The organism is bacterium, assembly GCA_013360215.1.
Taxonomy (GTDB): domain Bacteria; phylum CLD3; class CLD3; order SB21; family SB21; genus JABWCP01.
This window is the reverse complement of record JABWCP010000007.1, coordinates 83,490-97,431: the sequence shown is the minus strand read 5'-3', so window position 1 is coordinate 97,431 and position 13,942 is coordinate 83,490. Positions and strand designations below refer to the sequence as shown.

The 13,942-nt window shown below is 44.5% G+C and carries 13 protein-coding genes; 3 read left to right on the top strand and 10 right to left on the bottom strand.

The features are described from left to right. Window positions 1–144: 144 nt before the first annotated feature. The gene (locus HUU58_06790; GenBank protein ID NUN45372.1) at window positions 145–1,419 is read right to left on the bottom strand and encodes a Y-family DNA polymerase; all 1,275 of its coding nucleotides are present in this window, start codon (window positions 1,417–1,419) and stop codon (window positions 145–147) included. Between the two features lie 434 nt (window positions 1,420–1,853). Between HUU58_06790 and HUU58_06785 the strand changes: the two genes are divergently transcribed. From HUU58_06785 to HUU58_06775, 3 genes are all read left to right on the top strand, one after another. Continuing rightward, window positions 1,854–3,941 carry a T9SS type A sorting domain-containing protein gene (locus HUU58_06785; GenBank protein NUN45371.1) on the top strand — a complete coding sequence of 696 codons (2,088 nt, stop codon included), beginning with the start codon at window positions 1,854–1,856 and terminating at the stop codon, window positions 3,939–3,941. Window positions 3,942–4,043: 102 nt separating this feature from the next. Further along, entirely contained in the window at window positions 4,044–4,649 is a 606-nt protein-coding gene (locus tag HUU58_06780; GenBank protein NUN45370.1) for a hypothetical protein, read from the top strand. After that, window positions 4,633–5,100 (top strand): hypothetical protein, encoded by a 468-nt coding sequence (locus HUU58_06775; protein ID NUN45369.1) that lies wholly within the window; start codon window positions 4,633–4,635, stop codon window positions 5,098–5,100. The genes HUU58_06780 and HUU58_06775 overlap by 17 nt, the downstream gene beginning before the upstream one ends. Before the next feature lie 74 nt (window positions 5,101–5,174). Here HUU58_06775 and umuD read toward each other — a convergent pair whose 3' ends face one another. The 9 genes from umuD to HUU58_06730 form a co-directional block, all read right to left on the bottom strand. After that, entirely contained in the window at window positions 5,175–5,570 is a 396-nt protein-coding gene (gene umuD, locus HUU58_06770; protein ID NUN45368.1) for a translesion error-prone DNA polymerase V autoproteolytic subunit, read from the bottom strand. 47 nt (window positions 5,571–5,617) lie between these two features. After that, a complete protein-coding gene (locus tag HUU58_06765; GenBank protein ID NUN45367.1) occupies window positions 5,618–6,859 on the bottom strand; it encodes an MFS transporter in 1,242 nt (413 codons plus the stop codon). A gap of 82 nt (window positions 6,860–6,941) precedes the next feature. Then, on the bottom strand, window positions 6,942–8,207 hold the full coding sequence (locus tag HUU58_06760; protein ID NUN45366.1) for a hypothetical protein: 1,266 nt from the start codon (window positions 8,205–8,207) through the stop codon (window positions 6,942–6,944). A gap of 10 nt (window positions 8,208–8,217) precedes the next feature. Further along, window positions 8,218–8,682 (bottom strand): hypothetical protein, encoded by a 465-nt coding sequence (locus HUU58_06755; GenBank protein NUN45365.1) that lies wholly within the window; start codon window positions 8,680–8,682, stop codon window positions 8,218–8,220. 51 nt (window positions 8,683–8,733) lie between these two features. Further along, entirely contained in the window at window positions 8,734–9,666 is a 933-nt protein-coding gene (locus HUU58_06750) for a M48 family metalloprotease (protein ID NUN45364.1), read from the bottom strand. After that, window positions 9,663–10,082, bottom strand: a complete 420-nt coding sequence (locus HUU58_06745) for a BlaI/MecI/CopY family transcriptional regulator (protein NUN45363.1) — start codon at window positions 10,080–10,082, stop codon at window positions 9,663–9,665. Before HUU58_06745 ends, HUU58_06750 begins: the two co-directional genes overlap by 4 nt. A 41-nt stretch (window positions 10,083–10,123) precedes the next feature. Beyond that, window positions 10,124–10,714 carry a lysophospholipid acyltransferase family protein gene (locus HUU58_06740; GenBank protein ID NUN45362.1) on the bottom strand — a complete coding sequence of 197 codons (591 nt, stop codon included), beginning with the start codon at window positions 10,712–10,714 and terminating at the stop codon, window positions 10,124–10,126. 149 nt (window positions 10,715–10,863) lie between these two features. Further along, window positions 10,864–11,592 (bottom strand): tRNA pseudouridine(38-40) synthase TruA, encoded by a 729-nt coding sequence (truA, locus tag HUU58_06735; protein NUN45361.1) that lies wholly within the window; start codon window positions 11,590–11,592, stop codon window positions 10,864–10,866. 163 nt (window positions 11,593–11,755) lie between these two features. Further along, entirely contained in the window at window positions 11,756–13,936 is a 2,181-nt protein-coding gene (locus HUU58_06730) for a TonB-dependent receptor (GenBank protein ID NUN45360.1), read from the bottom strand. Window positions 13,937–13,942 lie beyond the last annotated feature (6 nt).

Genomic DNA, 13,942 nt, shown 5'->3' with positions numbered 1-13,942 from the left:
TAGGTATTTGAGTTTTATTTTATTTGAAAATAAAGATATGATGTTCTCGTACGACCGTAAAAACTAACGCCAACGGATGTGATATGCAAATGCTATTCGCAGCATTTTTGCGTTATGGATATGAACGCCGCTTCAGATATGAATTTATTCCGCGCTGACCGTCAATAGTTGATCCCACTGCGTTGTATATTCCGGCGTACGGTTTTCGCATTTCATGTGCCAATCTTTTTTCCATCCCTCGCTCGCATAGCGCAGCGTACCGTTGCCCATTCGCGCATTGATCGCATCCAGTACTTCCATACGTCGGGAGGAGCGTTCACGTGATATGCGGTCAAACATGTCCGTTTGTACGGTTTCTTTGGGAATAAGTTCCGTAAACATCACGCCGCATTTTTTATACCGAAGACCTTCTTTGAAAATGCTGCGCAATGCAGATGTCGCGTACGCGATGAGTTCGCCGGTGTCATCCGACGGTACAGGCAGCGTCACGACTTTGTGATAATAATAATGATCGTCCGTAAAACGATTGGTCATCAGATACACGGCCAGCGTTTTCGTAGCGGCGCCCTCTTCACGCAGTTTCTCTGCACAGCGATCCACGTAGGTCGCCATAGCTTCGGTCATCTCTTCCAGCGACGTGACCGCCCGGCTAAACGAACGCGATGTGGTAATGCCTTTTTTGCGTTCACGTACCTGCTCCAAAGGCAAACACGATACCTCACGCAGTTCCTGCGCGATACGCAGACCGACGATAGACATTGTTTTTTTGATCCACGCGGGGTTGGCTTTCGAAAATTGCAACGCGTTGTAAATGCCGTGCGACTGCAGATGCGCGGTCGAACTGCGGCCTATGCCCCATACATCACCGACTTCGGTCAATTCAAGCGTTTTTTCCAGATACGGAGAATCCACCAGGCTGAACGCCCCTTTGAGTTTTTTTGATTTTTTGGCTTTTTCCGCTGCGATTTTGGCTAATGTTTTGGTACGGGCTATACCGACGGATACGGGAATGCCCGTCCAACGCGAGATGGTTTCCTTGATCTTGACGCCGTACGTCGTAAGATCTTCCGTAAAACCGCTGAGATCTATGAATGCTTCATCTATGGAATACACTTCCACATCGGGCGTGAAACGTTGAAGCACCTGCATGACACGATGCGACATGTCGGCATAAAGCACGTAGTTGGACGAAAAAACATGCGCATGATGTTTATCCAAAAGCCCTTTGACTTCAAAATACGGTGCGGCCATCGGCACACCGAGTGCTTTGGCTTCATTGGATCGCGACACGATACACCCGTCGTTATTGGAAAGCACCACGACCGGTTTACCTTCCAATTTGGGCTGGAAAGCACGTTCGCATGAAACGTAAAAATTATTGCAATCAATTAAGGCGAATATTGATTCGTGGCGAAGCATGGATGGCAATATGATATTATCAACTATGATAAAAGCGATTTTACAAAAAAAAGCTGTTATAAGCTACTAATTAGCCAAAAAAATTCTTGACATGTCCTCGTTTACTGTCTATCTTTTTACGGGGGAAGGGAATATCTATAAAACAATTCCAATTCCAATTCCAATTCCAATTCCAATTCCAATTCCACGGAAGGGGAATGATTATATTTTTATGGCATGAAGGAGGTGAGTTCATTCATTGGGTATACTACATTAAGGCAGCTCGTAGATTGTATTAAAGAGTAGTTCTAAACAATGGAACAAAAAAGGAAGATCAATATTACCTAATTCAGCACTGGAGGTTTTGAATTAAAAATGTAATACTGTCTTCCCATTCAAATGTATACTATTAACTATACATTTGCAATTTTTGTTCCCCAAAAATGAGGAATTTTATGAAAAGATTTCTTTTCTTTATATGGGTTTCATTAAATCTACATAGCATAGTTTACGCTATGGATCCAAACTCTGTTTCAAACGTATTTTATGGAGCCGAAAACTCTTCAGAAATGTCAAGTGATGCACAGGGAACGACTATTTTGGACTGGCAGTATGCTAATGCTCACTATGTATATATTGGTTCAACACCAAATACTAGTGCCTCATACAACTGGTATGAAGAATCAAATCGTAAACAGGGTGTACATATTAGTCTAATTTCAGCCCAACCCGCAGATATTTATTTACAACAAGGAAATGGATGGATCAATTTTCACACGTTTAATAATCAAATATTTCAGCGTTGTGATGTTAAATACGACAATGGAAGTTGGTCGACAATTTGGAGTACTAGCAACAATAGTACAAACGCAACAGGTTGGAAAGTCCCTTCATTTATTAATTCTCCAGGCCAACATTCTTTAAGCGTTAAGTTTTGGTTTGTTGATGGTTCTTCATATACTAGAACCCATACTGTTTTCGTGGTGCCTGTGGCGCAAAAACTATATTTTGATAATTACGGAAACCGACTTACGGTATGGGAGGGTAGTCCTAATGGGACTCCCGTTCTTTTGTCTGAAGGAATTGACGCTTATAATACAGGTAATTCTGAAAGATTAAGATACGCAGGTAAACAACTTGTTGATTCCTTAGTGGCCAGAGGCGCAAAAGTATATATTTTAAATTACAAATTTGGCGGACAAAGTATAAAAAATAACGCAGCTGTATTAGCATCAGCCGTTCAATTTATTTCTTCTATCAATTCAAACAAAAACATAGTTGTCTCTGGGATGAGCATGGGTGGTGTTATAGCAAGATATGCGCTTGCCAAGGCTGAAGCTTCAAACACTCCATTAAAAGCATCAAAGTTCTTTTCCATCGATTCTCCTCAACAAGGAGCTGTTTTACATTATTTTTTCCAAATATTTGTCAAACAACCGACTAACTGTAGTGCAACTGGTACATTTGGTCATTATGGTATTAGTTGTGATGCAGCCAAAGAACTTTTAACAAGCAATGTTTTTGATGCAAACGGAACCATGCATAGTTCCTTCTATACTGAATTGAATTCGTTAAACGGAGATGGTTACCCTCATTTGACTAGAAATGTTGGGATATCATTCTCTAATGGCTCTCCCAATTCTTCACCCTCGGGCTCACTTTGGGTAAAAGCAAAGTACACAGGTATATTTGGTGTTGACGCTCTCTGCGGCACGGAAGATTATATGTATTTGACCAATGAAACCGCACAAGCTGGATCTTACTTGCCTAAATCAATTACCGATTATCAAGGACGACAGGTTTTCTTTGGTACTTTTACCCTCACTAGATATGCTAACGCTACATTTATCCCTTACAATAGTGCTATGGACATTGTAAATGGAAATTCGAAATTTCATGCTACGTATCAAACAAGTACCAACAAATATCACGATGAATTTTCAAGCGAACTAGTTCGCCCAATAATCGACGAAATATATCCTATAGCTCCCCCAGGGCCTTTAGTTGTGAGTATTGACGGCCCTTCAATTGTATCTTCAAAAGGAGCCATTGGAACATATACTGCATTGGCATCAGGAGGAAACGGCAACTATAGCTACGCTTGGCAAAATGGATACACAACTCAAAGCATATCTATTCCAATTTCTTATTGTCAATACAATATTCAGGTTTCAGTGGTAAGCGGACAGGAATCAGTGATCGCAACAAGGATTATCAATTATCAGGGCTGTAGTTTACCTATAGAAAAGACAATCCCTAGAGGTGAAACGGCCATTCCTGTATCGTTTGAACTTGGACAGAATTATCCTAACCCATTTAATCCATCAACGACGATAGCTTATTCTGTGCCCTTCAAGGCAAATATCACTATGAAATTATATGATGTGATGGGGCGCGAAGTAGCAACTTTAGCAAATGGTACTAAGGAGCCTGGTTTTTATCAGGTTACTTTTGATGCAAGTCGCCTTGCATCGGGGACTTATATATACAGATTAGAATCACCTGGGTTTTCTTCAAGTAAAAAACTAACATTGATCAAATAAACGCCTATACCCACTTTATTTTGGGTATGAGTACATGGATAGTAGTCGATGTATGATACATAAAATCAAGTCATTCATTCTAAAATAAGGTGGGCTATTTTTATGTTTAAAATGTGCGATACTACAACTTGTTTCTTATTTACGGCATTACCGTTTCTGATTTCCTGCGAAGCCAAAAAGGATAAACAAAACGATTATGATATTGTTAATGGAAAAGTAATCATACCTGCATCCATGCAGCACTACTCTTTTGGGGTTTGTGCTATTATGTCCGGCAGTATTGAAAATGAACTTTCAGCGTATAATACGTCCGATACTGTTAAAGTATTTTATTCCGACATTATACTGCCGCCACAGTACGAGCCATACATTCTTATCCAAGATTATCCGCCTTATGCAGGTCTTGAAATTCTGGATGATAGTACAGTAGTACGAAAATTCAGTTTGAAGATACCCAGGAGCAATGGCCCATTTACGAATAGCAACCGAATATGCGTTACGGCGTGGTGCGACACGTCGAGTGACGCGCGCTTCGATTGGCCGTTTGAAGTTGGGCGATTTCCATATAAGCATTTCAAAAACGGTGATAGTGTTTTGGTTATAGAATTTATCATGGATGAAAATTCCGATTATTATACGTTAAAAAACGGCTCATCAATCCCTCTAAAAGAAATGGATGAGTACGATAACTTTGTTTTTAGATTCTAAAAATGCGAAGCATTACGATCGCTTGGAGACTACCATGAGATACGTGTTGATAATTTTAACTACAGCGGTTTTGGGTTGCGGTATAACTACGACAATAGCATACGATTCAACCGCTTCACCCGAAATATCAGAAGCCCAAATACAAGCCGCTATCACCTCAAAAAAAACGCTGAAAGTAACTTTTACAGATGATTCAAATAAGCTTATAACTGTAACCGGTACAATTCAAAAAGAAGATACAGGTTATCGTTTTACACCCCGTCATAAAAGAGCGCTTGGAAATAATGTGGATAGTATTTGGCTCAAGCGCACACAAATCAAAAATATTGAAATTATTCAAAAAGAAGGATTGTGCGAATCTGAAACCGCTACGTTGCTAATTACCCTAAGCCTCATCGCTCTTGTTGCCGCTTCGATCTCTGTCGCAATATCGTTGAATCCGAGTTTATAATTTTGCCAGTGCTACTAAGAATAAATCCGATAAATTGAGTTTGTTTGAATAGCGTGCCTTACAATCATACACGGTCACGGCGACTTGTGAATGATATACGTTACGACACCCCAGATTTTGAAATCCATATCTTCGTTAATGCGGATGGGCTGAAATTGATCGTTTTCCGGCATGAGATATAAATCCATGCCGCGTTTTTGAATGCGCTTTACGGTGAACTCCCCATTGACTACGCCGATGACGATTTTTCCGTTGGACGCTTCCAGCGAACGATCCACGATCAGAATGTCGCCGTCATGAATACCTGCATTGATCATCGACGTGCCGCGCACGCGCACAAGAAACGTAGCCGCTTTGTTTTTGATCAGATGCTCATTGAGATCCAACATCCTATCTACAAAATCATCCGCCGGCGAAGGAAACCCCGCCGAAACCGTATCGTTGGCCAACGGCGTATGACGCGCGGTCATGATGTCCGCAGGAAAGATTTCAAACGCCGAAGATGGTTTTTCTTTTTTCATGGGTTATCCGTACCGCCCGGTTTTGCCTCCGATAAAACTTTCATCGTTACCGTCGGCGGCTCTTTGACCAAACGCAGCATACCGGTCGCCACGATACCGACACCCAATGTCGTCAACCATAATGTAGGCGCGTCGGTCGCTTCATACAACAGCACACCCAGCCACGGCCCGATGATCAATCCGAGACTAAACGTCATTTGATAGTAGCCCATATATTCTCCGCGCCGCGATGCCGGTGCGATATCCGATACATACGCCGCCGAACCGGGAAAAAGAATCATCTCACCAAATGTCCACACAGCCACAGTAAAAGCAATGTAGCCGATATGCCCGCTGAAAGCCATCAATCCGAAACCCAACGCGATCAGAAGCGCTCCGAGACTGAGCGCATGCCGGTGTTTCCAGTGACTCATACGTATATTGATCCAGACTTCGAGAAAAATGATGAGTACCGTGTTCACCGAAAATAATAACCCGAAATGGGATTCCGGATACGCCATGTCGCGAACAAGATACAACGCCACCGTCGCATCAATCTGAAAAAAGATCAACATGATCAAAAATAGCGGAATCAAAAAATACATAAATGAAAGATTCTGCCACGGATGCATGTCCGATTCCGCTTCACGATGAAGCGCGGCCGCAGCGTGTGCCGAATGCGCTTCCGGCCAACGGGAAAACATCATCACCAGACTGGCTAACACCGAAAATATACCATTCACATAAAACAACATCGGATACGAATAGAGTGCAATAAATCCGCCGACGGCGGGACCGATACTCATGCCGATATTGATCGCAAGACGATTGACGGCAAAAGCTAATTTGCGTTGGTCAACGGAAACCAAATTGGTCACGACCGCAAGGCTCGCCGGTCTGAAAGCTTCGCTTACGACGGCCCATAGTACGGTGAGACAAGCCACAGCCCAAAATTCATGCGCCAACGGAATAGTCACCAAAACCATGCCCGTCGCAACCAAAGATAAAATCATGATGCGATGTGCACCGATGCGATCGGAAATTTTACCGGCTACCGGCCCGGTTAAAAACGCCCCGATGCCATACACGACGATCATCGCCGCGGCGTCCTCAGCGGTATAGTGCAATTCTTTGGTAAGATAAAGAACCAAGTACGGCAACGCCATCATGCCGCTGCGATTGACTAAGGTCGTCCAAAAAAGTACCCAAATCGGTTTCGGCAGAAGATGTATACCGCGCCAGGGATGCGGAATGGCCATAAGTTGTGTATATGTTTAGTTTCGCCAACATACACAGCGTAGCATGAATTTCAAAGGACGATTTTTACGGTATGCGCATGATTTACTCCAAAGGGATTTTCAGAATTACAACGTCTCGGAGTTCGTGATAAGGTTTGATTTTTTTATTCCTAAACCCGCTCCGTAATTGCGCATTGGCGATGTAATAATAAAACGAACCGCCGATCTCGCCCGTCGTCGGTTGATCAAAATGCGGATTATGCGCTTCCAAAACCGTTGCGTGTGTGGCCGTGCGCAGATCGTTATCCAGATAAATTCGTTTGATTCGTCCAACGACACCCGACTGATGCGCGATGAGCGATTGCTTGTAAAAAGCCAGCCCGTCAATGCTTCCGAGCGGAAATAACGGCGGATGTTTCAAAGGCTCATACCGGCGTGTAGCAATATCTATAACTAAAATTCCCGCCGCATGGGCAACATAAAGCCATTGATCGTCCGGCGACTTGGTAATGCCGTTGAGGAAAAGCACGTTCTGCGGTTTCAAAAATATTTCTAGCGTATGGCGTTCAGAGGCGATCTGCCAGATTTCTCCCGATTCGGTATCGGTAATAAAAACATCCCCTTTCGCCGTGACGGTAAGATCGTTGAAAAAATGTGAACCCGCCGGGGCATCATACCGCTGCAGCAGACGTCCTGTCGTAAGGTCAAATTTATGCACCCGCGCAGGAACCCGTGCATCGGCATTACTATCCCGTATCGGCATATTCGGATTATTACAGCTATTAACCCATAAAATTCGCCGCACGGAATCCACCTCCATCCCGACTACGCCGAGCAAGCCGTCTTGGCCTTCCTTGGTAAAATCATCGCTGCGCCCGTCCGGATAAATGCGTTTGATCTTTCTTTTATAGGTACTGCTAATAAAAAGTTGCCCGGTATGTCCATCGTAGGCCGTGCCCTCGGGTATCAAATCCCGCTCTGTAAGAAGATAAGCATCGCGGCTGTGATGGACGGGCCGTTTAAGCTGTTCAATTTCTTTGAGTAAATTTTGAAACTCGGAGTCGGCCCACAAACCTGCAAATGCGCTGTCTTTACCGATTGTGAAAAGCATATCGCTGCCCATGATTAGACTCGCCTTCAACAGGCCCATTGCTTTAGCATGATCACCCATGTGAGCTAAAACCTGCGCTCGGAGGAAATAAATTTCCGTGTCATCCGGCATAAGACTGTCCAGCGTTCGGAGTTTCTGTTCCGCATGTTCGAAATCTTTTTTCATCATTGATGCCATCGCATCACGATACAAATGCATAATATCATTTTGAGCAACCGCGGAATGAAACAAAAAACAAAACAATCCGATTCGTACCATTTTCATCTCCTTATTTTCGGGTGGAAGTCACAGCGATCATCTGCCATTGATCGTTTATTTTTCGGTAAGTCGTTGTCCAGGCAAACCGGGTTGTATCCAATTGTTTGGCGCCGCGCTCATCCTGATAAGACACCACAACGAGTTTCTGAACAAATGTATTGGCCAACGTAGCATCATCAGAAATCACAATGATCGGTTCGATCGTATCATCCCAACGAAGAAATTCGACACGACCAAAATAACGCTCAAACCGGGCACGCGTTTGCTCCGGCGTGGTGTAGGATAACTCTCCTCCGTTGATTTGAATACGTTGCGGTACATGCCCTTCCGTCATCGGATCTACGTTGCGATCAAAATGGGCACGTCGTTGTGCTTCGTGTAAGCGTAACAGCTCCGTTTTTTCCGCTTCCAAATCAGGATTGACCCGACACCCGATGCACGGCACGAGAAACGCGATCATGAGTAGTGTTTTCATGAATCTCCTTTTTATTTTCTACTACATAGTGTAGTAATGTATGGTAAAAAATTATTTACATTGCCCCGCGCACAAATGCATTCGTTTGCCGTGGCCGGAAACCCATTGGAAATTATGTGCGCGGTGGATGTTGATCACGTTGACGATCAATACTATCGCTACGAAGTATAGAACACCGCGAATATAAGGCGTAAACGCGTTTGATGCGGGTTCACTGATTAACCGTCGAACGCGCTTCTCCAAATGCGAAACCGCTGCACATCGGATCATGTCCCGCATCGGATCGGAAACAATATTCATTTTTCCCAATCGAACCAGCATTGCCGCCATAGTTTGTCGCTGATTACGACACATCTGCAAAGCATCGTCGCATTCATACTCGCACCACAAATCAAAATACGGTATAACATAACGACGGAATGCGCGCATCAAAATTAGACCTAATATAAACGAAAGCACAAATCCGATGATTTCATACCGTTGATCCAAAACACGATAGGTCAGTGCGAGTCCGGTTGCAAAACCCGACCAAAGCGAACCCACGAGCCCCAATGAACGCATGATTAATTTTTTCAGATTGTGGCGTTTTTTTATATGCCACAGTTCATGTTCTGCAATCATCGCGAGGTCGGAATCTGTTAAATTTCGCACCATCGGTTCCGGTATATAAATAACCGGTTTAAAAAAACCCACCGTACAAATAGGAAGCGCCTGATGGGTAAAACGTAATCCCGGTAGCGAAGAGAGCCCGATACGGCGATTGATTTTTTCAACAGTGGCCATCCATCGTTTATCGGGTTGTATTGAATTTTTTTTCCACATTTTTATGGTGCGGTTTTGCTTATAAATACCCAACGCAATAAGACCCGCGCTCATCAAGAGTGCCGTTTGCAACATTGCGACGTACGCGCAAGCAATCGGATTCACAACAAAAAACCCGAGATAAGTCAATACCTCCGTATAAATAATATCGAAGTAATTCATTTCTTTTTTTTCTTTTTCTCTATCAATGCGGCCAACTCATCCAATCGTTCGGGGTTTTCCCGATGAATCGTATCAATCAGTTCGCTCATTACCGGTTTTGAAAAATCATCAAAAAGGCTTTTAAAAATTTGAACCGATGCGCTTAACGTGAACGATTCCCGTGATCGTGCCGGTTGATAAACAAACGCGGCGCCGGATTTGATTTTTCGCAATACGCCTTTTTCTGCCAACCGCGTCATAACCGTCATCACGGTAGTATAAGCCAAAGGCCTCTTTTTGTTGAGGTGTGTGCATACATCACGCACGGTGACCGATTTATATTCCCATACCACTTCCATGATATCGGACTCCAGATCGCCAAGCACTTTGCGTAAACCTTTACCGCGCGGATCAAATGTAAATGTATGTTTAGACATAATCCTACTACGTTATGTAGTTTTTAAAGTTTCAAAAAAAATTAATTCTGCCACGTTTTAACAAATTTTCCGCGGAAGTTCTTAAAGTACCCGGTTAACTGCAGCATATCCGAATCAGGATTTGACGTGGGGTAAAACAATTCGCCGATACGCAGTGTTTTCGACGGAAAATCAAATGCGACTAATAATATGGGTACACCGGCACCGACGGACACATGATAAAAACCGCTGCGCCATTTTGGAATATCTCTTCGCGTACCTTCGGGCGACAGTCCGAGAATAAACTGATCGTGCGCGTTAAATTTTTGAACGATTTGTTCTACCACGCCGTGTGCGTGAAATCGGTCTACCGGTTCCCCGCCAAGCCATTGCCAGACATATTTTACAGGCCACTTGAAAATCGTATCTTTTCCGATCCAGTGCACGCGAACACCGAGCGCCATTAAAGCCGACATCCCGATTACAAAATCCCAATTCGTCGTATGCGGCGCACCGATAATTACCATCTTTTTCAGATTCGGTATTTCGCCCTCAATATGCCAACGCATGGATCGTAAAATCATATAACCGATTTTACGGGATAGAGCGTTACCAAATGTAGGTATGTCGCTGCTGAGTTTAGGAATTTTCATAGCACAACGAAGTATGTTCGCCCTCAATGTACGCGCATAAATCACTTAGCTGCAAAGGAAATTATTATGAAGTTTACCTGCGAATAGGACACGCTGTCATATAGAAATGAAGTAGTTTTGTGTGGCGGCAATGATGTGATTTTTCCTCGTCAGTAAATCACTTCCTCTAAGCACAAACCGTGCGGCGGCGCATTAAATCCCGCGTGGCGGCGATGTGCTTTAGCTAAGATCGTTGCGATATCACCCGGCTTAAGACGGCCGCGACCGATCATGATCATGGTTCCGACGATACCCCGTACCATATTATGCAAAAAACGATTCGCCCGTATTTCAAACACGTGGACATCATTTTCCATCAGCCATACCGCCGACTTGACATCGCATTGATAATGCGGCAGCACGGTTTCTGACAAACAAAACGATTTGAAATTTTTTTCACCGATCAATTCCGCACACGCAGCTTGCATGGCCTCCCAATTCATCGCATGGGGATAAAACCAACAATAATGACGTTGTAATGCGGCAGGCATCGGTGTGATACGATAACGATAACGACGTTCCCGCGCCGAAAAACGCGCATGAAATGTATCCGGCGCTTCCTGTGCCGAAATGACGCGCACATCCGTCGGCAGGACGGCGTTTAGTGCCAACGCGATTCTTCCTTCAGCGATAGCGTGATTTATTTTAAAATTGGCCACCTGTCCGCGTGCATGCACACCCGTATCGGTACGCCCCGCACCTTCGACGACGATGTTTTCGGATGTGATGCGATGTACGGCTTCCTGCAGCGTACCTTGTACGGAGCGACAGTGCGATTGATATTGCCATCCGTGAAAATCCGTGCCGTCGTATTCTACGACTATACGTATGTTGCGCATACCGTGATTGTATTACTGATTAAAAATAAACGACGTATACTATGAAATATACTCGTTGACGTTTTATGAAGTATTTAAAAAAATATCCCGCCGTTTTATTCGACGGGATTATAGTACAAACGAACAACTACAAAATCAAAAAACCATATCCGGTACGTGATGCTTACCAGCGTATTTTTAAACCTGCATTCGCCACAAAACCCTCCGTCGGCGCATAGAGTTCCTTAAAATCCGGATTGGTTCGCGTACCGGTGTACAGCGCTTCAAAGCGGGATTGACGCGTATCCGTGAAGTTTTCAAAATTGACAAATACGGCATACGGGCCCATGGTGCGCTGAATCATAAAACCAAAAATCCAAAAATCATTTGTAGAACGGCCATCACTGCGGTACTGATGACCGGTATAATACGATTCGATACCCGCACGCCAACGTGCCTCTTCTTCATACACGAGTACAAGCCCAAGCCGGTGTTTAGCCGATAGCGGTATATGCGATGTACCGCCGTTTTCATGACGCTTTATATCCACCCATGTATAACCGACAAATAATTTCCATGCTTCGTAACTGATTTTTCCGTTGATCTCCGTACCGCGTGTATCAATATGCCCGTCGGAATTGATCAAATCGTACGCGCCCGACGCCAGCGAATCTTTGTCATACGTCAGCGCGTGCCGCAACCGCGTATAATACACCATGGTATTGAGCGACACAGGGAATCGTTTTGCCCAAACATTTTGATAATTGATATCAAAATTTCCGCCAAGCGATGTCTCGGCTTTAAGTTGATTTTTTTGAATACCGCGGATGTTACGATAGGACTGCGTTTCCGATGTTTCATTGAATATCGTCGGCGATTTATAACCAAGTCCTCCGCCGAGCCGCGATGTCCACGAAGCATTCCAGCGGCGCATTACGGACAAACGAGGTAGTACAAACGAACCGTAGTCTTTATCGCGATCATAACGCAGACCGGCTTCGGATGACCAATCTTCACTCCACTCCGCCTGATGTTGGACAAATACTCCCGATGTCAGGCTATGAAAATCACGTTTTAGGGATGGCTTCTGTTCATCAAAACGATCCGTCCACAGGTTGATGCCCATGATCCAGGAATTATTTTTATGCGTATATCCCAACGTCCATTCGGAAAAAGAAGATTGTTGGTATCCGGTAAAACGATAATCCTGCAGCACAATCGCACGATCAAAAAAACTGAAACTGTTCTTAAATGTCATCGTGGCTCGCCCGAAAAGAGGTTGTTGCCACATCATCTGTGTGGACAGGCGCCGTGAACGGTTTTTTTCGATATACGTGTGCATCGAATCTTTTCCGTTCTCGAGGCGCTGCATGTCGCCGCCGTTCCTTCTTTCCAAAACGCCGTCAAATCCCAGCATCAGTGTGCTTCGTTCACCCGGATAATAATAAACCCGGGGATTCAACGCAAAGCGATGAATTTTAGGAATATCTGAAAACCCATCCTCATCGGCATCGTACGGGCTTTGGGTATGCGCTGATGAAAACACACTATACCCTATTTTTTCATTTCGCCGCGCGTGATAGATATTGCCGTCAAAACCCTTGGCCGTGGTACCGTTGACCATCAGTAAAGTCTCAGGTTTTTCCTGCGGCGTTTTGCTTACCAAGTTGATCAGCCCTGCAATAGCCCCACCGCCGTATAGCGTAGATGCACTGCCTTTGATGATCTCGATTTGCTGAAGATCAAGCGGCGGTATTTGCGTGATGCTGAGCCCGCCGGAAAAACCGGCGTACAGCGGGAAACCGTCTTTGAGCAATTGTGTGTAACGGCCATCAAGACCCTGGATACGAAATACCGCATTACCGGAGGTAACTGACGTTTGCTGAACCTGAATGCCTGTACTCTCATTGAGTTGCATGCGAATATCACTCACGCGCATATTGGCCTTTTCGTCCAATTCCTCCGCAGCGATGGCTTCGACGCGCGTCGGTGTATTTTCGATCGTTCGACTGGAACGCGTGGACGTAACAGTGATTTCTTCGCCTTCATGCGAGGCATGTTCCAGTACAATGGGGATCGGGTTCGCGTCCGTGCGCGGTAACTGAATCTCCATAATCACGTCCTCATAACCTGCGGAAGTGATGCGCAGCCGGTAAATGCCTTCGGCGATATTTTCAAGTCGTACAATGCCTTCCGCATTCGAAACGCCGCCTTGGGTTGTACCCATAATATGCACTTGTGCACCGGGTACCGCTTCGCCCGATTCGGAATCGGTTACTTTTACTGTGAGCGCATGTTGTGCATTTAACAGTTGCGGTACGGACAGACCGATCCCTGTCATACATAATAAAATCCATTTTTTCATATCATC